Origin of the sequence: Curtobacterium sp. P97, assembly GCF_023712445.1 — a bacterium.
GTDB lineage: Bacteria > Actinomycetota > Actinomycetes > Actinomycetales > Microbacteriaceae > Curtobacterium.
On sequence record NZ_JAMAYF010000004.1, the window covers coordinates 30,781 to 55,498 of the forward strand.

General features: G+C 72.7%; 25 protein-coding genes. 10 read left to right on the forward strand and 15 right to left on the reverse strand.

What is annotated here, in order from left to right:
- The first annotated feature begins 26 nt into the window (after nucleotides 1-26).
- Nucleotides 27-1,079, forward strand: coding sequence for a hypothetical protein (locus M3677_RS05100; protein WP_251159942.1), 1,053 nt, complete (start codon nucleotides 27-29; stop codon nucleotides 1,077-1,079).
- Nucleotides 1,076-1,915, forward strand: coding sequence for a hypothetical protein (locus M3677_RS05105; protein ID WP_251159943.1), 840 nt, complete (start codon nucleotides 1,076-1,078; stop codon nucleotides 1,913-1,915). Before M3677_RS05100 ends, M3677_RS05105 begins: the two co-directional genes overlap by 4 nt.
- A 52-nt stretch (nucleotides 1,916-1,967) precedes the next feature.
- Here the strand turns inward: M3677_RS05105 and M3677_RS05110 are convergent, their stop codons facing one another.
- The 4 genes from M3677_RS05110 to M3677_RS05125 all read right to left on the reverse strand — a co-directional run bounded on the left by M3677_RS05110 (nucleotide 1,968) and on the right by M3677_RS05125 (nucleotide 6,905).
- Nucleotides 1,968-3,587 carry a dihydrolipoamide acetyltransferase family protein gene (locus M3677_RS05110; protein WP_251159944.1) on the reverse strand — a complete coding sequence of 540 codons (1,620 nt, stop codon included), beginning with the start codon at nucleotides 3,585-3,587 and terminating at the stop codon, nucleotides 1,968-1,970.
- Between the two features lie 32 nt (nucleotides 3,588-3,619).
- Nucleotides 3,620-4,579, reverse strand: coding sequence for an alpha-ketoacid dehydrogenase subunit beta (locus M3677_RS05115; protein ID WP_066657646.1), 960 nt, complete (start codon nucleotides 4,577-4,579; stop codon nucleotides 3,620-3,622).
- Between the two features lie 89 nt (nucleotides 4,580-4,668).
- Nucleotides 4,669-5,802 (reverse strand): thiamine pyrophosphate-dependent enzyme, encoded by a 1,134-nt coding sequence (locus M3677_RS05120; protein ID WP_066651770.1) that lies wholly within the window; start codon nucleotides 5,800-5,802, stop codon nucleotides 4,669-4,671.
- Between the two features lie 23 nt (nucleotides 5,803-5,825).
- On the reverse strand, nucleotides 5,826-6,905 hold the full coding sequence (locus M3677_RS05125) for a histidinol-phosphate transaminase (protein ID WP_066657644.1): 1,080 nt from the start codon (nucleotides 6,903-6,905) through the stop codon (nucleotides 5,826-5,828).
- 50 nt (nucleotides 6,906-6,955) lie between these two features.
- On the opposite strand from M3677_RS05125, the gene M3677_RS05130 reads away from it, so the two are divergent.
- From M3677_RS05130 to purB, 3 genes are all read left to right on the forward strand, one after another.
- Nucleotides 6,956-7,354 carry a phage holin family protein gene (locus M3677_RS05130; protein ID WP_066651768.1) on the forward strand — a complete coding sequence of 133 codons (399 nt, stop codon included), beginning with the start codon at nucleotides 6,956-6,958 and terminating at the stop codon, nucleotides 7,352-7,354.
- Nucleotides 7,355-7,470: 116 nt separating this feature from the next.
- A complete protein-coding gene (locus M3677_RS05135) occupies nucleotides 7,471-7,983 on the forward strand; it encodes a low molecular weight protein-tyrosine-phosphatase (RefSeq protein ID WP_066657642.1) in 513 nt (170 codons plus the stop codon).
- A complete protein-coding gene (purB, locus tag M3677_RS05140) occupies nucleotides 7,980-9,365 on the forward strand; it encodes an adenylosuccinate lyase (protein WP_251154191.1) in 1,386 nt (461 codons plus the stop codon). The genes M3677_RS05135 and purB overlap by 4 nt, the downstream gene beginning before the upstream one ends.
- A gap of 146 nt (nucleotides 9,366-9,511) precedes the next feature.
- Here purB and M3677_RS05145 read toward each other — a convergent pair whose 3' ends face one another.
- A complete protein-coding gene (locus tag M3677_RS05145; protein WP_251159945.1) occupies nucleotides 9,512-10,423 on the reverse strand; it encodes a LysR family transcriptional regulator in 912 nt (303 codons plus the stop codon).
- A gap of 71 nt (nucleotides 10,424-10,494) precedes the next feature.
- On the opposite strand from M3677_RS05145, the gene M3677_RS05150 reads away from it, so the two are divergent.
- The gene (locus M3677_RS05150) at nucleotides 10,495-11,430 is read left to right on the forward strand and encodes an EamA family transporter (RefSeq protein ID WP_251159946.1); all 936 of its coding nucleotides are present in this window, start codon (nucleotides 10,495-10,497) and stop codon (nucleotides 11,428-11,430) included.
- Here M3677_RS05150 and M3677_RS05155 read toward each other — a convergent pair.
- On the reverse strand, nucleotides 11,399-12,391 hold the full coding sequence (locus tag M3677_RS05155) for an epimerase (protein WP_251159947.1): 993 nt from the start codon (nucleotides 12,389-12,391) through the stop codon (nucleotides 11,399-11,401). The genes M3677_RS05150 and M3677_RS05155 overlap by 32 nt on opposite strands.
- Nucleotides 12,388-13,062: a DUF4166 domain-containing protein gene (locus M3677_RS05160; RefSeq protein WP_251159948.1), complete on the reverse strand. Its 675-nt coding sequence runs from the start codon at nucleotides 13,060-13,062 to the stop codon at nucleotides 12,388-12,390. The genes M3677_RS05155 and M3677_RS05160 overlap by 4 nt, the downstream gene beginning before the upstream one ends.
- Before the next feature lie 47 nt (nucleotides 13,063-13,109).
- Between M3677_RS05160 and M3677_RS05165 the strand changes: the two genes are divergently transcribed.
- A complete protein-coding gene (locus M3677_RS05165; protein WP_251154196.1) occupies nucleotides 13,110-14,024 on the forward strand; it encodes a cation diffusion facilitator family transporter in 915 nt (304 codons plus the stop codon).
- Between the two features lie 61 nt (nucleotides 14,025-14,085).
- On the opposite strand, the gene M3677_RS05170 is transcribed toward M3677_RS05165, so the two are convergent.
- Complete coding sequence (locus M3677_RS05170; RefSeq protein ID WP_209684257.1) at nucleotides 14,086-14,697, reverse strand: hypothetical protein; 612 nt, start codon at nucleotides 14,695-14,697, stop codon at nucleotides 14,086-14,088.
- 66 nt (nucleotides 14,698-14,763) lie between these two features.
- Complete coding sequence (locus M3677_RS05175) at nucleotides 14,764-16,032, reverse strand: MFS transporter (RefSeq protein WP_251154197.1); 1,269 nt, start codon at nucleotides 16,030-16,032, stop codon at nucleotides 14,764-14,766.
- Nucleotides 16,033-16,113: 81 nt separating this feature from the next.
- Here M3677_RS05175 and M3677_RS05180 point away from each other — a divergent pair, with 81 nt between their 5' ends.
- The gene (locus M3677_RS05180) at nucleotides 16,114-16,992 is read left to right on the forward strand and encodes a LysR family transcriptional regulator (RefSeq protein ID WP_251159949.1); all 879 of its coding nucleotides are present in this window, start codon (nucleotides 16,114-16,116) and stop codon (nucleotides 16,990-16,992) included.
- Between the two features lie 78 nt (nucleotides 16,993-17,070).
- On the opposite strand, the gene M3677_RS05185 is transcribed toward M3677_RS05180, so the two are convergent.
- From M3677_RS05185 to M3677_RS05210, 6 genes are all read right to left on the reverse strand, one after another.
- On the reverse strand, nucleotides 17,071-17,829 hold the full coding sequence (locus M3677_RS05185; protein WP_251159950.1) for a hypothetical protein: 759 nt from the start codon (nucleotides 17,827-17,829) through the stop codon (nucleotides 17,071-17,073).
- A gap of 7 nt (nucleotides 17,830-17,836) precedes the next feature.
- A complete protein-coding gene (locus tag M3677_RS05190; RefSeq protein WP_251159951.1) occupies nucleotides 17,837-18,376 on the reverse strand; it encodes an RNA polymerase sigma factor in 540 nt (179 codons plus the stop codon).
- Between the two features lie 110 nt (nucleotides 18,377-18,486).
- A complete protein-coding gene (locus M3677_RS05195) occupies nucleotides 18,487-18,753 on the reverse strand; it encodes a hypothetical protein (protein WP_251159952.1) in 267 nt (88 codons plus the stop codon).
- Nucleotides 18,750-19,391 (reverse strand): DUF308 domain-containing protein, encoded by a 642-nt coding sequence (locus M3677_RS05200; protein ID WP_251159953.1) that lies wholly within the window; start codon nucleotides 19,389-19,391, stop codon nucleotides 18,750-18,752. The genes M3677_RS05195 and M3677_RS05200 overlap by 4 nt, the downstream gene beginning before the upstream one ends.
- A gap of 139 nt (nucleotides 19,392-19,530) precedes the next feature.
- Entirely contained in the window at nucleotides 19,531-21,513 is a 1,983-nt protein-coding gene (locus M3677_RS05205) for a hypothetical protein (protein WP_251159954.1), read from the reverse strand.
- A 118-nt stretch (nucleotides 21,514-21,631) separates the two neighbouring features.
- The gene (locus M3677_RS05210) at nucleotides 21,632-23,275 is read right to left on the reverse strand and encodes a glycoside hydrolase family 13 protein (protein ID WP_251154201.1); all 1,644 of its coding nucleotides are present in this window, start codon (nucleotides 23,273-23,275) and stop codon (nucleotides 21,632-21,634) included.
- 123 nt (nucleotides 23,276-23,398) lie between these two features.
- On the opposite strand from M3677_RS05210, the gene M3677_RS05215 reads away from it, so the two are divergent.
- Nucleotides 23,399-23,956, forward strand: a complete 558-nt coding sequence (locus M3677_RS05215; RefSeq protein ID WP_209684271.1) for an NADPH-dependent FMN reductase — start codon at nucleotides 23,399-23,401, stop codon at nucleotides 23,954-23,956.
- A 156-nt stretch (nucleotides 23,957-24,112) separates the two neighbouring features.
- Entirely contained in the window at nucleotides 24,113-24,625 is a 513-nt protein-coding gene (locus M3677_RS05220; protein ID WP_066651725.1) for a MarR family winged helix-turn-helix transcriptional regulator, read from the forward strand.
- Nucleotides 24,626-24,718 lie beyond the last annotated feature (93 nt).

The window sequence follows — 24,718 nt, forward strand, 5'->3', positions numbered from 1 at the left end:
GGACGTTTTCACTGTACAGTGAAAACGTGCCGAACACTGAAGAGTTCGCGATCACCGCACTGGCGGAAGCGCTCCCGAACGGCTCGGTCGTCCTCTCACCGAGACGCGACGGGAGCTGGACGGCAACACTGCCCGACGGATCCCGTCGCCGCCTCGTCGTCTCCTGGGCCGGCTACGGCTACCCGAGGGACGTGCAACGAGCACTGATCGACCCGGAAGTGCGCGCAGCACGAGAGCACGGCGACCTCATCGTGATCGCTGCCCACACCGTGTCACCAGGAGCACGACAGCTGCTCCGCTCCGAGGGCGCGTCGTGGGTCGGGCGCGACGGATCCGCGGAGCTCCGTCTCGGTACCGTGTGGATCGACCGAGACCGCGCTTCGCCGTCCCGCCCTGCTGATCGTCCGCTGACATGGAGCCCTGCCCGGGCTGACGTCACGGAAGCACTGCTCGCCGTCCTGACGGAGCGGGACCCCGCAACGGCGGGAGCGAGCGACGTACCGGACGTCGAGATGGTTGCCCGTCTGAGCGGTCGATCCCTCGGGACCGTCGCCGGCACCTACGCGCTCCTCGACGCGCAGCAGTGGACGGCTCCGGGCTTCCGACCCCGGAGCCGAGTCGTCGCGAACGGGCCGGCGATGTTCGACTCGTGGTCACGGTGGGCGGGCGAGCAACGCCGACGCTTCGACGGCTTCCACTCGGTCCACCGGGACCCCGCTCGCATCGTGGAGCAGCTCGGCGAGGCGTTCGGCGACGAGCTCGTCCTGACCGGAGCCGCAGCGAGCGAGCTGTCCCGCCCCACGCTGACGGGCGGATGGGTCGTGACCGCCTACGTCGCGAGTCCGGACGCCTGGCGCGGGATCGACGAAGCGACCCGACGCGCCCGACTGATTCCCGCTTCCGTGCCGCGGATCAGACTCGCACCGACCACGCCCGTCATCGAGAGGACCGCCAGCATCGTCGATGGTCGCCGAGTCGCCGCGCCCGCTCGTGTCTACGCTGACCTCGCCGCGGGCACGGACCGCGAGCGTGAGGCAGCAGAGTCCTTCCGCGCCACGATGCTCCAGGTGCTCTCGTGAGCTCGGACCCATCGACGCGGAGCCGGGGCGCCCGAGCGCTCGCCGAGACGGCGTACGCGTCGTTGCTGCGCGCGGTGGGCGACCGCCGACGCGATCTGCTGCTCATCGGGGGCCTCGTGCCGGAGCACCTCGTGGAGTCGGACGAGCCCCACCAAGGCACGAACGACGTCGACGTCCTGATCGACATCGGCCTCGTGTACGACCGGGACGACCTCGACTTCGCGTGGCTGGAGCACGCACTCCTGGCCGCCGGGTTCGTCACGGCCACCCCGAACACCGGTTGGCGGTGGCTGCTCGACGTCGGGGGCTTCCCCGTCCTGGTCGAGTTCCTGGTGGACGTCCCGGACAACATCGACCAGGAGGTCGCGCTGCCGGGCTGCTCGGTGCTCGGCGCCAAGAACCTCCGGGGACCGGGGCCGGCGCTCCGCGACGTCCACGCGACGCAGATCGACGGGGAACAGGCGCCCATCACCGGACTCGGCGGGTACGTCGCCGCGAAGGGCGCGAGCGCCTACTGGCGTCGCGCGGACAAGGATCTCTACGACTTCGCCTGGGTCCTCGTGGCCGATCTCCGCTCCGGGAGCCCCCGTGCCGCCGACGCCGTGCTCACCGTCCTCGAGCCGGTCTCCGAGCGCGACCGGGCTGACGCGGTCGTCGCCGTCTGTGACCTCTTCACGAGCGCGGATGCGACCGGCGCGCGTGCGTACTCGGAACTCTCCACGGCCGCGGGCAGCGCGGAGCCTCCGGAGAGCCACGCACTCGACGCCGTCGTCGCAGTCTCCGCCTTCCGCGCTGCGGTCGCAGGGCACATCGACGAGCTGCGCTCGCGCGCCTGAGCGGCGCCGGCCCGGCGCTGCGGAACCCCACAGCACCGCCGGGACCCAGGCGTCAGTCGAGCAGCAGCGCCGGCTCCTCGAGCACCGAAGCGATGTCGTGCACGAAGCGCGAGGCCACGTCGCCGTCGACGACCCGGTGGTCGAACGAGGCACCGATCGTGGTCACCATGCGCGAGCGGACCTCGCCGTCGACGACCCACGGCTTCGGCTTGATCGTGCCCATCGCGACGATGGCGACCTCGCCCGGGTTGAGGATCGGGGTCCCGGTGTCCATGCCGAAGACACCGATGTTCGTGATCGTCACGGTGCCGTCCGCCATCTGCTGCGGCGTGGTCTTGCCGTCGCGGGCGGTGAGCGTCAGGTCCTCGAGCGCCTTCGCGAGCTCGAACAGGGACATGTCCTGCGCGTCCTTGATGTTCGGCACGATGAGCCCACGCGGGGTCGCCGCGGCGATGCCGAGGTTCACGAAGTGGTGGACGATGATCTCCTGGTCGGCCCAGGTCGAGTTCACCGACCGGTTCCGACGGACGGCCCAGATGACCGCCTTGGCGAAGACGAGCAGCGGCGAGACCTTGACACCGGCGAACGTCGGCGAGGACTTCAGGCGCTTGACGAACTCCATGGTGCGGGTCGCGTCGACGTCGACGAACAGGGACACGTGCGGCGCCGTGAACTTCGACGTGGTCATCGCCTTCGCGATGGCCTTCCGCACGCCCTTGACCGGGATGGTCTCGCGGCGGACGTCGCCCCACTCGGGCGTCTCGATGTTGCGGAAGACGCCGGCCTGCTTCGCGTGCCGGATGACGTCGTCGCGCGTGACCTCGCCGGCGAGACCCGTCGGCACGACCTCGGTCAGGTCGACGTCCAGGTCCTTCGCGAGCTTCCGGATCGGCGGCTTCGCCAGGACGATGCCCGACACGACGGCCTTGCGCGGTCGGGAGCCCTGCTCGCCGACGGCCTGCGAGATGCTGTCCTCGCCCGGGTCCGAGGCGGCCTCGGCCGCGGCGACGGCGTCCGCACTGGAGGCACGGCTCGCCTCGGCGGCGAGCGCTGCGGCCCGGCGGGCGCCCGGCTTCCGGCGGGACGGGGACGTGGTCGCGGAGCCGTACCCGACCAGGACGGCGCCGGACGACTCGTCGGAGCCGACGACGGTCGCGTGGTCAGCGACCGGCTGCGACGGAGCCGCGTGCCGCGGTTGCTGCGGAGCAGCAGCTGCCGGTGCGGCCGCTGCGGGTGCGGCCGGGGCGGCGGCCGGTGCCGGCGGGGTCTGCTGCGCGGAGGTCTGCTGCACGGGCGCCGGCGGCGTCGGCGCGACGGGAGCCGGAGCGGCCGCTGCGGCAGGCGGGGTGACGGCGACGTCCGGCGAGGCCGGGGCGCTGTCGGCGACGATGGACGGGCCTCCCGGCTGGGCGGACGTCGACGCGACCTGCACGTCCGAGTCGACCCGGATGATCGGCTTGCCGACCTCGACGGTGTCACCCTCGGAGACGAGCAGCCCGGTGACGGTCCCGGCGAACGGCGACGGCAGCTCGACGAGCGACTTCGCGGTCTCGATCTCGACCAGGACCTGGTCGACGGCGACCTCGTCCCCGATCGCGACGCGCCACTGCACGATCTCGGCCTCGGTCAGGCCTTCGCCCACGTCGGGCAGGGGGAATTCGGCGGCGGGCACTGCGGCTCCTTCGAACGTTCTGGTCGGCTCGGTCAGTATGCGAGGGCGCGGTCGACGGCCTCGAGGACACGGTCCGCGTCCGGCAGGTGGAGGTGTTCGAGCTTCGACACCGGGAAGGGGACGTCGAACCCGGAGACCCGGATCGGCGGCGCCTGCATCGTGTAGAAGCACTGCTCCGCGACGGTCGCGGCGATCTCGCTGCCGACGCTGACGAAGCCGGACGCCTCCTGCGCGATGACCACCCGGCCGGTCTTGCGGACCGAGGTCAGCAGCGGCTCCCAGTCGATCGGCGAGATGGAGCGGAGGTCGATGACCTCGCAGCTGGTGCCCTCGGCCTCGGCGATGTCCGCAGCCTGCATGAGGGTCGCCACCATCGCGCCGTGGCCGACGAGGGTGACCTCGGTGCCGGTCCGGGCGACGCGCGTGGTGTGCATCGGGACGTGGCCGTCGACGAGGTCGACCTCGCCCTTCGGCCAGTAGCGGGACTTCGGCTCGAGGAACACGACCGGGTCCTTGGAGGCGATCGCCTCCTGGATCATCCAGTACGCGTCGTTCGGCGTGCTCGGGCTGACCACGCGCAGGCCCGGGGTGTGCGCGAAGTACGCCTCGGGGGACTCCTGGTGGTGCTCCACGGCGCCGATGTGCCCGCCGTAGGGGATGCGGATGACGACCGGCAGCGACATGTGCTGCGGCAGGCGGTTCTGCATCTTGGCGAGCTGCGAGGTGATCTGGTCGAAGCCCGGCCAGACGAAGCCGTCGAACTGGATCTCGACCACCGGACGGTAGCCGCGCAGGGCCAGGCCGATCGCGGTGCCGATGATGCCGGCCTCGGCGAGCGGGGTGTCACGGACGCGCTCGGCGCCGAACCGCTCCTGCAGGCCCTCGGTGATGCGGAAGACGCCGCCCAGCTGGCCGATGTCCTCGCCCATGAGCAGGACCTTGTCGTCCGCGGCCATCGCGGCGGCGAGGCCGGCGTTGAGCGCCTTGGCCATCGGCAGGGTCTGCACGGGCTCGCTGGGGACCTCGCCCGCACCGGGGTGGGCGCGGAGCGTGTAGTCGAAGAGCTGCTCGGTCGTGCTCATCAGTGGGAGCCCCCTTCGTACCCGGCCTCGTACTGCTCGAGCCAGGCCTTCTGCGCGGTGGTGACCGGGTGCGGCTCGCGGTACACGTTGTCGAACATGACGTCCACCGACGGCGGGGTCAGGGCCACGGTCGCCCGTCGGACGTCGGCGGCGATGTCCTCGCCCTCCTCGTCGAAGCGCGCGAGCTGCTCGTCGGTGACCCCGCGGCTGCGCAGGTACGCGGCCGAACGGGCGATCGGGTCGCGCTCCACCCACGAGGTGAGCTCGTCGTCGAGGCGGTAGCGGGTCGGGTCGTCGGAGCTCGTGTGCGCACCGATGCGGTAGGTCTCGGCCTCGACGAACGCCGGCCCCTGCCCGGAGCGGGCGTGGTCGGTCGCGACGAGGGACGCCGTGTACGACGCCAGGACGTCGTTGCCGTCGACGCGGACGCTCGGGATCCCGAAGCCGCGCGGGCGGTCGACGAGCGGGGTCGGCGACTGCACCGACACCGGCACCGAGATCGCCCAGTGGTTGTTCTGCAGGAAGAAGACGACGGGGGCCTTCGTCGACGCGGCGAAGACGTACGCCTCGTTCACGTCGCCCTGGCTGGTCGCGCCGTCGCCGAAGTAGACGATGGTGCAGGCGTCGCGGTCGGGGTCACCGGTGCCCACGTCGCCGTCGAGCTGCTGACCGAGCGCGTAGCCCGTCGCGTGCAGCGTCTGCGACCCGATCACCAGCGTCGAGATGTGCGTGTTGCCGCGCTCGTCCGGGTCCCAGCCGCCGTGCGTCTGGCCGCGGTACATCGCGATGATCTCCATCGGCTCGACACCGCGGTGCATCGTGACGGCGTGCTCGCGGTACGACGGGAAGACGTGGTCCTGTGCGCGGAGGGCGAAGACGGAGCCGACCTGCGCGGCCTCCTGTCCGTGGCTCGGGACCCAGAGGCCGAGCTGACCGGTGCGCTGGAGGTTGTGGCCCGCGTGGTCGAACCGACGCGTGAGCACCATGCGGCGGTGCATCGCCAGCAGGGTCTCGTCCGGGATCGTCCGCGCGACGGCGGCGTACTCGGCGTTCTCGTCGGTCTCCACGAACCGGCCCTCGGGGTCGAGGATCCGGACGGTGGCCGTCGCGGGGGCCGCGGCGTGGAATGACATGTCGGTCAGCGTAACGCCAGGGCCTACCGGGCCGCCTGGAGGTCCCCCACAAGCGACCCCGCCGTTTCGAGGAGCGTTTCCACAGCCTCGTGCTCCCCGATCGACACCCGGATGCCCTCGTTCCCGAAGGCCCGCACGATGATGCCGGCGGCCTCGAAGCGCTCGGCCGCGTGGGCCGTCAGCTCCCCGGTCGGCAGCCACACGAAGTTGCCCTGGGCGTCCGGGACGTCCCAGCCCTGGCCGCGCAGCGCGGCGACGATGCGGTCACGGCTCGCCGCGAGCTCGGCGACGCGGTCGAGCAGCTCCGTCTCGCGCTCCAGGCTCGCGAGCGCCGCCGCCTGGCCCTGTGCCGTCACCGACAACGGGATCGCGCAGGCACGGACGGCGTCGAGCACGTACGCCGGACCGAACGCGTACCCGACGCGCAGGCCCGCGAGTCCGTACGCCTTGGAGAACGTGCGGAGGACGACGAGGTTCGGGTACCGCTCGAGCAGCGGCGTGCCACGGACCGCCGTGGGCTCGGTGACGAACTCGGCGTAGGCCTCGTCGAGCACGACGAGCACGGTCGACGGCACGCGCGCCATGAACGTCTCGAACTCAGCGCCCGTGACGACGGGACCGGTCGGGTTGTTGGGCGAGCAGACGATGACCATGCGGGTGCGGTCGGTCACGGCGTCGGCCATGGCGTCGAGGTCGTGGCCGCCGTCCGGGCGGTTCGGCACCTGCACGCTCGTGGCACCGGCGACCGTCACGACACCCGGGTAGGCCTCGAAGGAGCGCCACGCGTAGACGACCTCGTCGCCGGGGCCGCTCGTCGCCCGGGCCAGCTCGTGCAGGATCGCGACGCTGCCGGGCGCGACGTGGACCTCGTCGACGGTGAGTCCGGCGCGGTTCGCGAGCACGGCGCGGACGGCCAGGGCGGTGGCGTCCGGGTAGCGGTTGTAGGCCGTCTGCGCCTGCACGGCCTCGACGACGCCCGGCAGCGGCGGGAACGGGTTCTCGTTGCTCGACAGTTTGAAGGCGTCGGGCGCTGCCTGACGCCCCTGCTTGTACGCGGGGAGGACGGCCACCTCGGGCCGGATGTGCACGCGCTCGTCAGTCACGCGCTCAGGCTACCGGGGACCGTCCGGGGCGCGACGGGCATCATGAGGGCATGCGATTCCTCGTCCGCCTCGTCGTCAACGCCGTCGCGCTCTGGCTCACCACGCTCATCGTGAGCGGCGTCACCGTCACCCCGTTCGGCGACGGGGACACCACCGCCGTGGTGCTCACGTTCCTGCTCGTGGCGTTCGTGTTCGGGCTCGTGAACGCGGTCATCGGCACGATCATCCGGATCGTCGCGTTCCCGCTCTACGTCCTGACGCTCGGCCTGATCTCACTGATCGTGAACGCCGTGCTGCTGCTCATCGTCGCCGGGATCTCGGACGCGATCGGCTTCGGGCTCGAGGTCGAGTCCTTCGGCTGGGGCATCGTCGGTGCCTTCGTGCTCGCCGTGTTCTCGTGGCTGATCGGGCTGTTCGTGCGGCCGGTGCTGAACCGCCCGCGTCCGTGACCGCGGGCCGCACCGAGCCGGCCGCCCGCGCGACGCGTGCCGACGGCGAGGGCCGCGCCGTGCCTCCCGGTCGGACCGCCGTCGCGGACGTCACGTCCGTGCGCCATGATGTGCACATGAGCCCGGACGCCGACGCCCCGTTCCGCGTCTCGTTCGTCTGCAGCGGCAACATCTGCCGCTCCCCCATGGCCGGCATCGTCTTCGCACAGGTCGCCGCCGACGCCGGCATGGCCGACCGCTTCGTCGTCGAGTCGGCGGGCACCGGTGACTGGCACGTCGGCGAGCCCGCGGACGAGCGCACGATCGCGGCACTCGCAGCGCGCGGATACGATGGCAGCAGGCATCGCGCCCGCCAGTTCGACCCGGACCGGTTCCCGGACCTCGACCTGGTGGTCGCACTCGACCGCTCCCACGAACGCGTCCTGCGCTCGTGGGCACCGACCATGGACGACGCCGCCAAGGTGACGCTCCTGCTGCGGTACGACGACGCCTGGCCCCAGCAGGCCGACGTGCCGGACCCGTACTACGCGGACCGGCACGAGTTCGACCGAGTGCTCTCGACCGTCGAGCGTGCCTGCCGGGCGCTCTTCCGCCAACTCGAACCGGCAGTCCGTCAGGGAGCCCCATGACCCCCCTTCCCCCGCAGCCGATCAGCCCGCTCGACGGGCGGTACTACCCGGTCGTGCACACGGTGGGCGAGCACCTCTCCGAGGCCGGCCTCAACCGCGCACGCATCGTGGTCGAGGTCGAGTGGCTCATCTTCCTGACCGACCACGCGATGTTCACCACCTCGCCGCTGAGCATCGACGACAAGGCAGCGCTGCGCCGGGTCGTCGAGACCTTCGGCCACGACCAGATCGCGGAGCTCGCCGAGATCGAGGCCACGACGCGGCACGACGTCAAGGCCGTCGAGTACTTCGTCCGTCGCCGCCTGTCCGAGCTCGGGCTCGACGCCATCGCCGAGCTGACGCACTTCGCCTGCACCAGCGAGGACGTCAACAACCTGTCGTACGCACTGACGGTGCGGGACACCGTCGACCAGGTGTGGCTGCCCGCCTACCGCTCCGTCCTGGCGACGCTCCGCACGATGGCGGAGCAGCTCCGCGCCGTGCCGATGCTCTCGCACACGCACGGGCAGCCCGCGACGCCGACGACCCTCGGCAAGGAGCTCGCGGTGGTCGTCTACCGCCTCGAGCGCGTCCTGACGCAGATCGAGCACGGCGAGTACCTCGGCAAGTTCTCCGGCGCCACCGGGACCTTCTCGGCGCACCTCGCCGCCGACCCCGAGGCCGACTGGCCCGCGCTGTCGAAGGAGTTCGTCGAGGGCCTCGGCCTGACGTGGAACCCCCTGACGACGCAGATCGAGTCGCACGACTGGCAGGCCGAGCTGTACGACCGGGTGCGCCACGCGAACCGGATCCTGCACAATCTGGCGACCGATGTGTGGACCTACATCTCGATGGGCTACTTCACGCAGATCCCGGTGGCCGGTGCCACGGGGTCGTCGACGATGCCGCACAAGATCAACCCGATCCGGTTCGAGAACGCCGAGGCGAACCTCGAGATCTCGTCGGCGCTGTTCTCGACGCTGTCCGAGACCCTCGTGACGAGCCGCCTGCAGCGCGACCTGACCGACTCGACCACGCAGCGCAACATCGGCGTCGCGTTCGGGCACTCGCTGCTCGCGCTCGACAACCTGCGTCGCGGGCTCGGCGAGATCGCGGTGAACGAGACCCGGCTGGCCGAGGACCTCGACCACAACTGGGAGGTGCTCGGCGAGGCGATCCAGACGGTCATCCGCGCCGAGGTCACCGCCGGGCAGTCGAACATCGAGGACCCCTACGCGATGCTCAAGGAGCTCACGCGGGGCAAGCGCATCGGCCAGGACGAGCTCGTCGCGTTCGTGAACGGCCTCGACATCTCGTCGGGCGCCAAGGCACGACTGACGAACCTCACGCCCGGCACCTACACGGGCCTGGCCGACGAGCTCGTCGACCGCCTGGACGTCTAGTCCGACCCCTTCCGCAACACGCAACGACGGCGGTTCCTCGCAGCGGCACACCCCTGCGAGCAGCCGCCGTCGTTGCGTTCTGCGAGACCGCGAGCATGCGCACCGGACGGGAGGCGCGGGGCGGCCCCGCCGCGCACGTCACCACCTCAGGTGGTGACGGCCCGTGCCTCGGCGACCAACGCCTCCAGGACGGTGCGGACCGCGGGACGGACCGCGCGGTCCGGACGGGTGAGCGCCTCGATCCTCCGGCCCGCCCGCACGTCGGCGAGCGTCGCCAACCGGAACCGTCCCGCCGCACGCGTGCCCGACGTGTACCGGGGCACGAGCGCGATGCCGTGCCCGGCGGCCACCAGGTTCTCGATGACGGGCAGGTGGATCGTGCGGAACGCCACCGACGGCGGGGTGTCGGACGCCGCGGCCATCGCGATCAGCACGCGGTCGATCGGGTAGTCCTCGGGCACGCCGATCCAGGTCTCGTCGACGACGTCCTCGATGCCGACGCGCTCCCGGTCGGCGAGCGGGTGGTCGAGCGGCAGGGCGACGTCGAGCGGTTCCCGGAGCAGCGCGACCGTCTCGACGGCGCCGTCGGGGCGGCGGGCACCGTCCGGGCGGTGCCCGATGACGACGTCGTGGTCGGCGGTGAGCGGCGCGAACTCCCCCTCGCTGACGTCGACGTCCGAAAGCTCGAGGACGATGCCCGGGTGCTCGCGCATGCGGGTGAGGAGCCCCGGCAGCAGCAGCTCGGCCGCCGAGGGGAACACCGCGAGGTCGACCGTCCCGCTCACCCCCGCGAGGTGCTCCGACCACGCCGACTCCACCGTGGCGAGCGCGGTCGCGACACCGGTGGCCATGTCGGCGAGTGCCCGGCCGTCCGCGGTGAGGCGCACGCCGCGTCCGACGCGCTCGACCAGGGGCACGCCGGCCTGGCGCTGCAGCGTGCGGAGCTGTTGCGACACCGCGCTCGGGGTGCGGTGCGTGGCTGCTGCGACCGCGGTGACGCTCCCCCGTTCCGCGAGCTCGCGGAGGACCGGCAGCAGGGCGATGTCGAAGCCGACCATGCAGGGACCCTACAACGATGCTGTCGCACCGTGCGCTGGTGCTACCGCTTCTCGTGCGGGACGATCGATCCGTGCTCTTCCGCGACCGCATCCTGGCCCTCGTCGTCGCCGTGGCGTGGGGTCTGAACTTCCCGGCGACCGCGATCGCCCTCGACCACTGGCCCCCGTTCCTGCTCGCCGCCGTCCGGTTCAGCCTGCTGGCCGTCCCGACGATCGTGTTCGTCCCGCGGCCGAGGGTCCCGTTCCGGTGGATCGTGCTCGTCGGTGCGACGCTCGGCGTCCTGCAGTTCGCGTTCCTGTACCTCGGCATGGCGGCCGGGATGCCGACCGGGCTCGCGTCGCTGGTGATCCAGGCATCCGCGCCGTTCACGGTCGTGCTCGCCGGGGTCCTGCTGCGTGAGAAGCTCACCGCCCGTCAGGTCGTCGGGGTGTCCGTCGCGGTCGCGGCCCTCGGCGTCATCGCGGTGCACCGGGCGCAGACCGCGGCGCTGCTGCCGGTCGTGCTGGTGCTGTGCGGGGCGCTGGGCTGGGCGCTCGGCAACGTCGCGACGCGGCGGACCGGTCCGGTGAACCCGCTGCACCTGACCCTGTGGTGGGCCGTCGTGCCGCCGGTGCCGATGTTCGCACTGTCGCTGCTCGTCGAGGGGCCGGAACGGGTCGGTCGGGCGTTCGGCACGGCGTTCACCGCGTCGGCGTTACCGGCCGACCTCGGCCTGCTCTACATCGTCGTCGCGGGGAGCCTGGTCGGGTACGGGATCTGGTCGCGCCTGATGGGGAAGTACCCGTCGAGCACCGTCGCACCGTTCTCGATGCTCGTCCCCGTGATCGGGGTGCTCGCCTCGTGGGCGGCGTTCGGCGAGGTGCCGGACGTGGTCGAGGTCGTGGCCGGTGCCGTGGTGGTGGTCGCCGTGCTGTGGTCGTCGCGCACCGCGAGGGTGGTGCCGGCCGCGGCGGTGCCGGCGGTGGCGGTGCCGGTCAGCCCCGGTGCTGCCGGCGCTCGGCGATGATGCCGGCGAGCGCGCCGCGCAGGTGCGGGTACCGGAACTCGTAGCCCGCCTCGAGCAGTCGCGTCGGCACGACCCACCGACTCTTCAGCACGAGCTCGGTCTCCGTGCGGATCGCGAACGACCCGATCTCGAGCATCCACCGCCAGGTCGGCAGCCCGAAGCGCCGTCCGACCGCGTCGCGGATGGTGGCCATCACGGTCCGGTTGTCCGACGGCTCCGGGCTCGAGACGTTGACCGGGCCGTCGATGTCCTCGTGGTCGCGCACGAACCGGATCACCCCGAGGACGTCGTCGATGTGCACCCAGCTGAACCGCTGCCGCCCGTGCGTGTGCCGGTCGTGGTGGTACGTGCCCGCTCGGAGCCGGGCACGCGTCGGGAACCACGCCCCGTCGAACTGCGGCCCGCCGAGACCGGCCTGGGCCAGTCGGAGCAGCGGGACGAGGGCGCTCCCGTCGCCGAACACGATCGCCATCCGGAGCGCGACCCGGCGGGTGTACGGCAGGTCCGCGCTGAACAGGGCGTCCTCCCACGCCGTCGCGACCGAGACCGAGAAGCCCTCGCCGAGCTCACCCGTGGCCTCGTCCTGGGGTCGGTCGTCCGCGTGCCGGTAGATCGTCGCGGTGGAGGCGTTCAACCACAGCGGCGGCGGGTGCTCGGCGGTCCGGATCGCCTCGGCCAGCTCGAGCGTCGTGTCCACGCGGGAGCGCATGATCTCCGCTCGGTTCCGACGGCCGTAGCGGCAGTTCACGCTCTTGCCCGCCATGTTCACCACGATCGCGGCACCGTCGACGAGCTCACGGATCCGGAGCGTGTTGCCCCACACCGCGTCGCCCGTGCGACCGACCGTGACGACCTCGTACCCCTCGTCGCGGAAGGCACGCTGCAGGTACCGTCCGACGAAGCCGCCCGCTCCCGCGATCACGGCGCGGCCCCTCGGCGCGCGGGTGGTGTCGTCGCTCATGGTGTCCCCTGTCCGGTGTCGGGCTCGATCCGGTAGCGGAAGGCGCCCTCGTACCGGTACAGCGTGCCGATCAGCGGCGCCGAGAGCCGCAGGGACACGCGCTGCACGTCGGCATCGTCATCGAATCGTTCCACGAGCGTGACACGCGGAGCGGCGACGGCCGGGAGGCTCCGGGCACGTCCCAGCACACGGACCGTCACCCGGGTGGAGACCAGGCGCAGGGCGCCCGCGTCCGGCCCGTCCGCGTCGACCTCCGCTCGGAGCAGGGCGCTGACGCGCCCACGGCGACCGAGGTGGTCGACGAGCCCGTGCGGTTCGGCGGTGATCGCGTCCACCATCGTGCGGGGTCCGGTCCGGAAGCGGAAGGTGCGGTGCGCGCGGACGGCGACCCGTGCCTCCCGACCGTCCACGGCGCCGCGGCCGACGTGAGCCGGACGGTTCTCGACCGTGAAGGGGACGTCCCGCTCCCACACGGGGAACACCACGGCGTCCCGGGCCAGGACGGCCAGGAGCGGCCAGATCCAGCGCCGCGGCGTCCCGACGACCGCGAACACGCCCTCGCCGCGGCCGACGTGACCCACCGGGACCGCACCGAAGTACGTGCGCAGTCGTGGGTGCAACCGTGCGAGCACGGCCGACGGTGTCGTCAGCTCGTAGGGCGACCGGGTCACGACGCCGATCCTGGCACGGTGTCGGCCTCGTTCCCTACGATCGAGGCATGGGACACGACCACGCGCACGGGCACGCCGGCGCCTCGGAGCGCGCGCTGCTCGTCGCGTTCTGCATCTCGGCGGGCATCCTGCTCGCCGAGGTCGTCGGGGCGGTCGTCACCGGCTCCCTCGCACTGCTCGTCGACGCCGGGCACATGGTCGTCGACACCGGTGGCCTCGGCATCGGCCTGGTCGCCACCCGGCTCGCGCGCCGCTCACCGACGGCCCAGCGGACGTGGGGCTACCAGCGCGCGGAGGTGCTGGGCGCCACGGCGCAGGCGGCGATCCTGCTCGCCGTGGGGGTCTTCGTCGTCGTCTCGGCGGTCCAACGACTGTTCGTGCCCGCCGAGATCCACGCCGGCCCGCTGCTCGTGTTCGGCGTGGTCGGGCTCGTCGGCAACCTCGTCGCCTACGCGGTGCTCGCGCGGGCCTCGGGCGGCGGCTTCACCTCACGGGCGGCCCGACTCGAGGTGCTGAACGACACCCTCGGGTCCGTCGCGGTGATCGCCGCCGCCGTCGTCCTCGCGCTCACCGGGTGGGAGCGGGCCGACTCGATCGCCGCGATCCTGATCGGGCTGCTCATCCTGCCGCGGGCCGTCCGGCTGCTCCGCGAGACCGCGAACGTGCTGCTCGAGTCCACACCGCCCGGGCTCGACCTCGACGACGTGCGCGCGCACATCCTCGAGCTCGACCACGTGATCGAGGTGCACGACCTGCACGCGACGCTCGTCGCCACCGGCGTGCCGAACCTGACGGCGCACGTCGTCGTCGACGACCACTGCTTCTCGACCGCGCACGCGCCCCGGATCCTCGACGCGCTGCAGCAGTGCGTCGCGGAGCACTTCGACGTCCCCGTCGAGCACTCGACCTTCCAGCTCGAACCGGTCTCGCACCGGCGGCACGAGCACGAGGTGCACGCGTAGGCACGAGGTGCACGCGTCGGGGCGGGCTGGTCGGCCGGGCCTGCGCACCGGTCCGGTGCGGTCAGCAGCCGCCGTCGTCGGTGGGGAACGCCGTGATCACCCGGTCGGTCGTCTCCGACACGATCACCCGCACGTTCGGCTCCGCCGACGGACGCGAGCCGTCGTCGAAGCGGACCGGCGCGGCGTAGCAGACCTTGCCGTCCCCGGCGTCCTGCGGGTAGCCGGCGGGCGGCGCCTCGAGCACGGACCGGACGGCGGTGAGCATCGCGTCGTCCCAGTCCCGTGAGCCGTGGCCCCGGACGACGTCCTGCCAGTCGGCGGTGTGCCGGACGCGGATGTGCTCGTAGCCCTGGCCGGACGTGCCGCACTGCAGCTCGACCCGTCCGAGCGCGGCAGTCTCGTACCGGGCGACCACGGCCCGGCGGTCGGCGTCGCAGCGGTCGAGCACGTCGCCGCCGGGCAGGTCGGGGCCCGACCGCTCGATGGTGACGGTGCCGTCGCGCGTCGCTCCGTCGGCGGCGGTCGCGCCGGGCGTGACGGTGGACGCTCCGCCGCCGATCACCGGGTCCTCGCCGCTGCGCTGCGCCGTCAGGGCGAAACCGCCGGCGACCAGGCCGGCCGCGATGACCGCGGCGACGACGGTGACGGCCGGACGTCGGCGCTGCTGGGGCATGCGCTCCAGTATGCCGGGAGACGACCTGCCGAACGGCTGGCCGGGTGGTCGGCTGGTCGCGGCGGACTACGCCGCGCGGGCGGCCAGGCGCAGGCCGGCGACCAGTGCGAGTGCGACGACGAAGGCCACGTACGCGAGCAGCACCGGGAGCGTCGGCACGACGAGGAGCGCGGCGCCGACCGCCACGACGGGCACGGTCAGTCCCGCGTACGCGACGAGGAACGTCGCCGCGAGCACCCCGCCGCGCTGCTCCGGCCCGACGAGCGACCCCGCGCGGGCGATCGCGGCCCGGAAGAGCAGCCCGACACCGGCACCCGCCACGACCCCGCCGCCGATGAAGCCCGCGACCTGCAGGAGCACGGCGGCGATCGCGAGCACGACGAGACCACCGACGAGCAGCACCAGGCCGAGCCGGATCTGCCGACGCTGGGACAGCCTTGCGAAGACGATCTGCGACACCGCACTCGCGGCGAAGACCCCGAACGTCGTGGCGCCCGCGGCGAGACGGTCGGTGACGTGGAACGTGGTGCCGAGGAAGGTCGGGGCCACCGAGGTGAAGAGTCCCTGCACGGCCAGGGCGGCGAAGGCCGCGGCACCGGCGGCCCAGAACACGCCGGCCTGCCCCTCGGGAGCGGCCATCCGCTGCGGTCGGTACGGCACCGGCTGCTCGGGACGGTCGACGGTCTCCGGCGCGGCGAGGACGACGACGAACGCGACCGCCAGGGCGACGACGAAGACGACGTACGGCACGACGAGCGGCTGCCCGACGAACTCCGCGAGCGCGCCCCCGACCAGGGCGCCGAGCGACAGACCGCCGAGGTTCACGGCGCCGGCCGCGACGCTCGCACCCTGGGCGGACGCGGACGAGCCGGTCGCCCGGACCCGCAGTTCACCGAGGTGCGCGGTCGCCGTCGCGGTGAGGAGCCCGACGCCGAGCCCGGTGACGAACCGCGCCACGACGAGACCTGCGACGTCGGACCACAGCAGGAACAGCACGGCCGCGACGAGCTCGAGGGCGATCGACACCAGGATCAACGGGCGTCGTCCGTGCACGTCGCTGAGGTGTCCCGCCAGGAAGAGCGAGGCGACGACCCCGACACCGTAGGCGGCGAAGACGACCGTGGTCGTGAACGTCGGGAAGCCGTCGCGCGCCTGGTAGATCACGTAGAGGGGTGCCGGGACGGTCGCGAACGCCATCACCGCCAGGAACGCGAAGGCCACGGCCCAGAAGCCGAAGCCGTGCCGGCGACGGGAGTGCGTGCGCCGCCCTCGCGGAGCGGGGACGGGACGGGAGCCGGTCGTCGGGGCCGGAGCCGCGTCGGTGGTCGAGGTCATGCTCCGATGGTGCCCTGGCGCCGTCATCGAGTTCAACGGGTGTTCTTGATGAGTGTCATCGATCTGGTCGATACTCGGACGATGGAGACCCGCCTGCTCGAACAGTTCGTGGCCGTCGCCGCCGAGGGGACCGTGACACGCGCCGCGGAACGCCTGTGGGCCGCCCAGTCGACCGTCTCCGCCGGGATCGCCTCCCTCGAACGCTCGCTCGGCGTGCGGTTGTTCGACCGCACCGGTCGGCGACTCGTGCTGACCGCGGCCGGCGAGGACCTCCTCCCGCACGCCCGCGCGGTGCTCGGTTCCCTGGAGCGCATGCGGGACCTGGCGACCGTCGACGACGCCGACCTCCGCGGCCGGGTGCGGCTGGGCATCTTCACGAGCATGGACGTCGTCGACCTGACGGGGGTGCTTCGGCGGTTCCGGCGGCGGCACCCGCTCGTGGCCGTCGAGCTGATGACCTCGCCCTCGGGCACCACCGGCCTGGTGCAGGACCTGGTCGCCGGGCGGCTCGACCTGGCGTACACGGGCCTGCCGTCCGTCCCGCCCGGGGTCGTCGTCGAACCGCTGCGCGAGCTGCCCTTCCGCGTCTACACCGCCGCGGACCACCCGCTCGCTGCTCGCAAGTCGGTGTCCCTGGCCGAACTCGCCGGGGAGCCCTTCGTCGACACCGCGCACGGCTTCGGCAACCGCCTGATCCTCGACGCCGCGTTCGAGCGCCTCGGCCTCCGACGCCGGGTCGTGGCGGAGATGAACGACATGCCGGCGGTGATCCGGTTCGCCTCGGCCGGGCTCGGCGTCGGTGTCGTCCCGGACCCGGGCGTCCGGTACGACGGCGCCGTGCTCGAGCTCGAGGACGAGGTCGAGCCGCTCCGCATCGGGCTCGCGATGCGGTCGGACACCGAACCGAACCGCGCCACGCGCACGCTCGCTCGCGACGTCGTGGCCGCACGGGTGGGGTGAGGTCCGGAGGGCCGTGTGGGACGTGTCCCACCGGCGGACGGGAGGCGCGGGACGGTCCCGCACCGCGCCTCCCGGCCGTCAGTCCCCCCAGATCTCCCCGACGACGGCGTCCAGCAGGCCGTCGGTCGGGAAGTCGGCCTGGTCGATCTCGATCCAGGTGTCACCACGGGAGTACCAGGTCCGTGCCTGAGCGGCACCGGTCTCGACGTCCGTCGACGACGCTCGGCAGACGCGGGCGGGGCCCTCGACCGAGCAGACGGTGTCCTGGTCGCCGAAGAAGCTCGACTCCCGGGAAGCGAGCTGCTCGCCGTTCGCGGTCCCGACGGTGAGGGCGAGGCCCGGGCCGGGTCCGTCGCTGCCACCCCAGAGGCAGTACAGCCCGGTGACGACCCCGGATCCGGACACCGACGGAACCACTCCCCCCGGCGACGGGAAGACCTGGATGGCCTCACGCCCGCCGAACAGGCGGTCGTACGCACCCGCCGGAACAGCGCCCCGGCACGACGTGGGGATCGACGCGACAGCCGTCGGATCCGCTCGGTCGGGCGCGGCACCCGTCGTCGGAACCGGCGTCGGCGTCGCCGTGATCGGCGCGGAGGTCGGGGCGGTGACGGACGGCGCCGGCGCTGGCTCCTGCGTCTGCACCGGGGCCGCCACGGGACGGTCCTGCTGCGACAGCGTGAGCGCCACCGCCCCCGACGCGGTGCCCAGCGCGAGCAGGGCGACCACACCGACGACGATGCCGGTGTGCCCGCGACGCCGCTTCGGACGCGGGGTGGCGCGCTCGAGCACGCCCTGCTTCATCGTGACGAGCATGCGCTGCAGCTCGTCGCCCACGGGAGGCTCAGTGTCCATCGTGCATCACCACCTTCTTGAGTCGTCGACGGTTGCGGGAGACCCGTTGGGTCACGGCGCCCACCGTCAGCCCGAGCGCCTCGGCGGCCTCGGTGTAGGAGCGCCCCTCGAGCAGGCAGAGCTCGCAGATGCGCCGGTCGAGTTCGGGCAGGACCGCGATCTCGGCACGGACCCAGCGCAGCGTCTCGGCGGCCTCGGTGTGGTCGACCGGTGCCGTGAGCGTCTCCGGCAGCTCGTCGGCACGGTGCCGCGTGCGCTTCCGGCCGGCGTTGCGCGCCAGGTTCCGGCACACGACGAGCAGCCAGGGCAGCAGGCTCTCCGCCGGCAGCTCCAGCGTCTCCGCCCGCTGCCACAGCACCAGGAACGCGTCCTGCACGACCTCCTCGACGTCGTGTCGATCGTCGACGATCGCCCACACGTACCGGGTCATCGTCGCGGCGTAGCGGTCGAAGACCTGCGCCAACGCGGCCTGGTCACCGGCCGCCAGTGCGCGGACGATCGTCTCGTCCGTCGTCGTGGTCACGTCCATCGCTCACCCCCTTCACCCAGCGGTGTCGGACGGGGTGCCGATCCTGACGACGCGGGCGCGGACCGCTCCGCCCGGGCGTGTCGCCGGGGACGACGGTCGCCGGAGCGGGGTCAGTGGAAGTCGTCGCCCTCGGACCGCTCGCCCGGCGACCTGTGGCCGCCGAGCATGTCGTTGTCGTCCTGGTCGCTCGATGCCGCGAGCTGGAGCATCGCGAGGACCACCACGACGACGATGAACGCGACACCGAGGAACACCAGGGCGAGTTCGAACTCACGCGTCGAGAAGAGCACGACCGCTCCGGTGAACACCGCGACGACCGCCGAGATCACGAGGAGCTCGGCGGGGCGCAGACGGTCGCGACGGCTGGGGGTGCTCATGCGTGTGGTGCTCCGTCCGGGGCTGCGGCAGGCGCCGTGGTGCCCCACTTGTGCGAGAGTCCGGCGATCACGTGGAAGACCGCCGCGATGGCGAGGTAGGCGCCGAGCAGTCCGACCAGGACGACGGCGGCGTCCAGGGTGCCGGTGACCTGCTCCACGCCCCCGAGCTGCTGGGAGTAGTCCGGCGGTGTCAGCAGGAACGCGACGGCGAGCAGCAGGGTGAGTCCACCGACCGTGGTCCAGTCACGGGCGAACGGTGACCGGCCGCGCGCTCGGAGTCCCTGTGCGAGTTCGAGGGCTCCCGTCAGCACGGCCCACCCGACGACCACCGTGATGAACGCGCCGAGCCCGACGCCGTTGGTCACCAGGGCGGCGACACCGGCGACGAGGGAGACGACCGCCTGCACGAACGTGGTCGGACGCGAGCGCTCGTCGGAGGGCATAAGGCGCAGGGCGGCCCACCCGAGCACGAGGGCGTCGACGATCACGAACCCGCCGAAGAGCAGCAGGCCGTAGCCGGCGGCGTGGTTGGACGAGAAGGTGATGACGAGGGCCACGACCGCGGCTGGGACGGCCCGGAGGACGGGGATCGGCCAGTACCGCGCGCGCTGGCCGGCGTCGTCCACGGAGTCGGACACGGGACCTCTTTCGGGCATGCGGATCGTGGTCCGAGTCTACCGCCGGCGCCCCGGGCGTCGGACCGGAGCCCGTGCCGACGGGAGCCACCACCGCCGACCGGGGTCCGAGCGCCCCGACCGGCGGTGGCGCGCTCCCCCGTCAGTCGGGGTCGTCGGCCGCGCGCCGGCGTCGTGCGACCCACCAGCCGCCGGCCCCGAGCCCGACGGCGGCAGCAGCCAGGGCGGCGAGGAGCCCGAGCCCCTCGGCGCCGGTGTACGCGAGGGCCCCGGCGCCGGCCCCTCCGCCGCCCGTCCGCCCGCCGCGCGCAGCCGTCGGAGCGTCCGGCGTCGGCGAAGCGCTCGCGGAGCCGGCCGGCGTCGGGGTGCCCGTGTCGCCGTCGCCCTCGCCGCCGTCGCCGTCGCCGTCACCGCCGCCGTCGCCGTCGCCGTCGCCGTCGCCGTCGCCGTCGCCGGGCACCGTGACGCCGATCGTCACCTCCGGGGACGGGTCGCCCCCGTCCGGATCGGTGGGCGACGTCGCGGTCGCCACGTTGACGACGTCGGACCCGTCGCCGGTGTAGCCGGGGTCGAGCACCGCCCTGATGCGGAAGGAGCGGGTCTCGCCCACCGCCAGGTCCCCCTCGGACCGGCACGTCACGTGCTGCCCCTCGACCGAGCAGTCGTCCTCGGACCCCGTGAAGCGCATCGCCGCCGGCAGGTCGTCGACCACGCCCACGTCGTGCGCGGGGTCCGGACCGCGGTTCTTCGCCGTCACCAGGTACTCGACCTCGTCCCCCGGTGCCACGTCGAGGGACGGGGACACCGACTTGTCGGTCTCGAGCTGCGCCTCGGGCGCCGGCGCCGGCTCGACCGGACTCGTCTCGACGGACCGGTTGTCGGACTCGTCGACGTCGGACAGCGACGCCGGAGGCGCGATGGTGGCGGTGCTCTCGAGCGCCCCCGAGGCGTCGTCCGCGACGGTCCCGGACACGGTGACCGTCGCGGCGCCGCCCGGGACCAGGTCGAGCCCGGCGTCCACGTCGCCGGTCCCGGTGGCCGCTCCGCAGGCGGATCCGTCGGTCGCGGTGCAGGTCCACGTCACGTCCCGCAGACCGTCGGGGACGTCGACGTGCAACGCGCTGGGGTCGGACCGGTTCGGGCCGGCGTCGGACGCGGTCACGGTGTACGAGAACGGCTGCCCGGGCCGACCGGACGCGGGGAGCTCCTGGGTGACGCCGAGGTCGACGGGCTGGGAGACCCGGAGGTCGTCGACCTCGTGGACGTCGGCGAAGCTGCCGGTCGCGGCGGAGAAGCCGAGCCGGAGCGTGTCCGGGAGCGGAGCCTGGGCGTCGCCGTGCAGCGGCACGCGGTCGAGGACGGTGCGGAGCGGCCCCCCGTCCTCGAGGCGCACGGTCATGAAGAGTTCCCCCGACGCCCCCGGCACGAGACTGACGCGGACCTTCCGCTTCGTCGGCCCGTCGGTCAGGGTGCCACCGGGAGCCTGGACCCCGTCGACGTACCGGTAGCCGGTGGTGCCGTCACCCGATCCCCGGACCACGACCGAGTCCGGTCGGCGCCCGAGCCCGGACAGGTTGATCTCCTGCGAGAAGTTGCCGTAGTGGTCGACCGCCACCGCCGCGAAGCCACCCGGCACGCCGGGCAGGTCGCAGGGTCGCCCGCCGCCCTGGGTCTCGCTCGACCGGCAGGCGTACCCGAGCGCTGCGCCGTACGCTCCGACGCCCTGTGGTGCGCTGCCGTCCGCCAGGAAGAGCAGCAGCCCGTCGGCACCCTGGTCGCCCACCGTGTTGTACATGGCGTACGAGAACTCGATGTCGAGTCCGAGGTCAGAGCGGAACGTGTCGTCCGTCGACCACGCTCCGGCCTGGTCCTTCGTCTGGTCCGTGAGCCGCAGCCGCCCGTCGACGACCTGCGCGTCGCCGCTCAGGGTGCCGCCCGCGGCGGAGTCGAAGCCGTTGCGGTAGGGGAACGCGAGGTCGTCCGCCGAGGAGCTGGAGGGCAGGAGCGCCGGCGCCGCCAGGACGGCAAGGGCCACGAGTCCGGCCGTGATCGCACCCCGCGGGCGTCGACACCGTCGGGGGTGTGCGACGCGATGGGTGGTTGTCGGGATCGAGGTGTCTGTCATGCCCCGATCGTCGCGAGCGGGACCACCCCGTCAGCGGCCGTCGAGCCCTTCTGGGGAGAACAGTCCCGAGACCAGCCGCTGTGCAGGGATGTGCTCAGCCACCCCGGCCAGATCGAACTCACCCGAGCCACACCGTGGTCTCGCCCGGGAGCATCCCCTCGCCCGCGTCGAGCGGCCCGGACGCCAGCACCACCGTGCCCGACGGCATCGGCACCGGGGACGTCCCGAGGTTCGTCACGGACCGCCAGCCCTCGTGCCGGGCGAACGCCACGACGTCGTCACCGGCGTCGAGCCACGTCAGTTCCTCGCCCTGCTGCAGCCGTCGTCGGGCCGCAGTCGCCTGCCGGTAGAGCGACAGCGTCGAAGCGGGGTCGCCGTCCTCGGCCTCGACCGACGAGTCGCCGAAGTCCTCCGGCTGCGGCAGGTGCGGTGCGACGTCACCGAAGCCGAACGACGGCCCCGTCCGGGTCCAGGGGATCGGGACCCGGCAACCGTCCCGCCCCTTCACCGTGTGCCCGCTGCGGATCCACTTCGGGTCCTGCAGGCGCTCGTGGGGGATCGCGGGCGCCTCGTGCAGGCCGAGCTCCTCGCCCTGGTACAGGTAGGTGGACCCGGGCAACGCCAGGATCAGCAGCGTCGCCGCACGCGCCCGACGTCCACCGCGCGCACGGTCGAGCTCGGGCTCGGTGCCGTCGGTGAGCAGCCAGGCATCCGTGTCGGTGCCGTCGGGCAGGCCGTAGCGGGTGGCGTGCCGCACGACGTCGTGGTTCGACAGGACCCAGGTCGAGGAAGCGCCGGACTCGGCCGACATGGCGAGGTTCCGCTCGATGATCTCGTGGAAGGCCCGTGCGTCGTACGGTGCCTCGAGCAGGTCGAAGTTGAACGCCTGCCCGAGCTCGGTCGGCCGGGCGTAGAGCACGCGACGCGGGGCCGGCGCCCAGGCCTCGGCGATCGCGGCGCGGGGCGGGTCGTACTCGTCGAGCACGGAGCGCCACGTCGCGAAGATCTCGTGCACCTCGTCGCGGTCGTACAGCGGATCGGAGCCGTCCAGCGGCAGCGCCTTCTCGTTCGAAGGACGGTACGGCGTCGACAGGTCCTTCGCGAGCCCGTGCGCGACGTCGACCCGGAAGCCGTCCACGCCGCGGTCGGACCAGAACCGCAGGGTGTGCTCGAAGTCGGCGCGCACCTCGGGGTTCGACCAGTCGAGGTCGGGCTGTTCGGGCGCGAACAGGTGCAGGTACCACTGGCCGTCCGGCACCCGCGTCCACGCGCTGCCGCCGAAGTTCGACACCCAGTCGCTCGGCGGGAGCTCGCCCGACTCCCCCGCTCCGTCACGGAACACGTAGCGCGCCCGCTCGGGTGACCCCGGCTCTGCGGCGAGCGCCTGGCGGAACCACTCGTGCTGGTCGGAGGTGTGGTTCGGCACGACGTCGACGATGACGCGCACGTCGTGCTCGTGTGCGGCGCGGACGAACGCGTCGAGGTCGTCGAGCGTGCCGAGGCGCGGGTCGACGTCGCGGTAGTCCGCCACGTCGTACCCGCCGTCGGCGAGCGGCGAGGGAGTGAAGGGCGACAGCCACACCGCGTCGACGCCGAGCGACGCCAGGTACGGCACACGGCTCGTGATGCCCGCGATGTCGCCCAGACCGTCCGCGTCGGTGTCGGCGAAGCTCCGCGGGTACACCTGGTAGACGACGGCCTGACGCCACCAGTCCGGGTCGGTGGTGCGCGGGCTGCTGGCGGGCGTCCGGTGGCTGCTCACCCGGCCACCGTACCCATCGGGACCCGAGTGGTGGTCCGATCGGGAATGGCGCACCCTGCGAGCACATTGGTTGTCCCTGACACCATTCCGTGACCGAACGGTCACGGACAGAAGGGATCCACCATGACGAACGTCCTCGCCCTCGTCGGCAGCCTGCGCGCCGGCTCGATCAACCGGAAGCTCGCCGAGGCTGCCGAGCAGCACGCCCCCGAGGGGATCACCCTCACGACGTTCGACGGCATCGTCGACCTGCCCTTCTACAACGAGGACATCGACGGCGACACCCCGCCGGCCGCCGCCGTCGCCTTCCGCGACGCCGTCGCCGCAGCGGACGCGGTCCTGCTCGTCACCCCCGAGTACAACGGCACGATGCCGGCCGTGCTGAAGAACGCGCTCGACTGGGGCTCGCGGCCCTTCGGCTCGTCGCCGCTGTCCGGCAAGCCGCTCGCGGTGATCGGCTCGGCGTTCGGCCAGTACGGCGGTGTGTGGGCACACGACGACGCCCGCAAGTCGGCGGGGATCGCGGGTGCGAAGGTCCTGGAGGACGTCAAGGTCGCCATCCCGCAGTCGGTGGTCCGGTTCGCGGAGACCCACCCGCGCGAGGACGCCGAGGTCGTCGAGCTCGTGCAGGGCGCGCTCCGCGCCCTGGCCGGTGCGGCGGACGAGCGCGTCGCCGCCTGATCCGCCCGGTCGCCGTCGGGCGACCAGGAGACGGTCTGGAGGCGCGGTGCCGGCTGGCACCGCGCCTCCCCTCCGTCCGGGGCAGCGCCGAGGACTCGTCCACAGCACGCGGATCCGCTAGGCAGGCGAGATACCAGACGGGTTACCCTGAACGGCATGTCGACGCAGGAGATCACGGAGGCGTCGGGGTACTGGTTCCCCGACGACGACGCCACACAGCGCGGCGTCGCCGTGCTGAACGCCCTGCGTCGCTACCGCGCCGCCGAGACCGCGATGCGGCGACGGACCCGCGACTCGATGGGCATGGGCGAGACCGACCTGCTCGCCGTCCGCTACCTGCTGCAGGCACAGCGTGCGGGTCGGATGGTCAAGCCGAAGGACCTGGCCGCCTACCTGAAGATCTCGTCGGCCTCGACGACGATCCTGATCGACCGCCTGGTGAAGTCGGACCACGTCCGCCGCGAGCCGCACCCCACCGACCGTCGCGCACTGGTGATCACCCCCACGACCGAGACCGACGACGAGGTCCGTGCCACCCTCGGGACCATGCACCGGCGGATGATGTCGATCGCCGAGGGGCTGTCCGCCTCCGACGCGCGTGTCGTCGCGACGTTCCTCGAGCGGATGCGCGACGCCGTCGACCAGGTGGACCCCGCGCTCGAGCACTGACCCCGGTGCCGTCCGCGCGTCCGACCACCCCGCGGGGGACGCCAGGGTGCACGCGCACTGGGAACGCCGAGCACGCGACCGCGTAGACCAGAA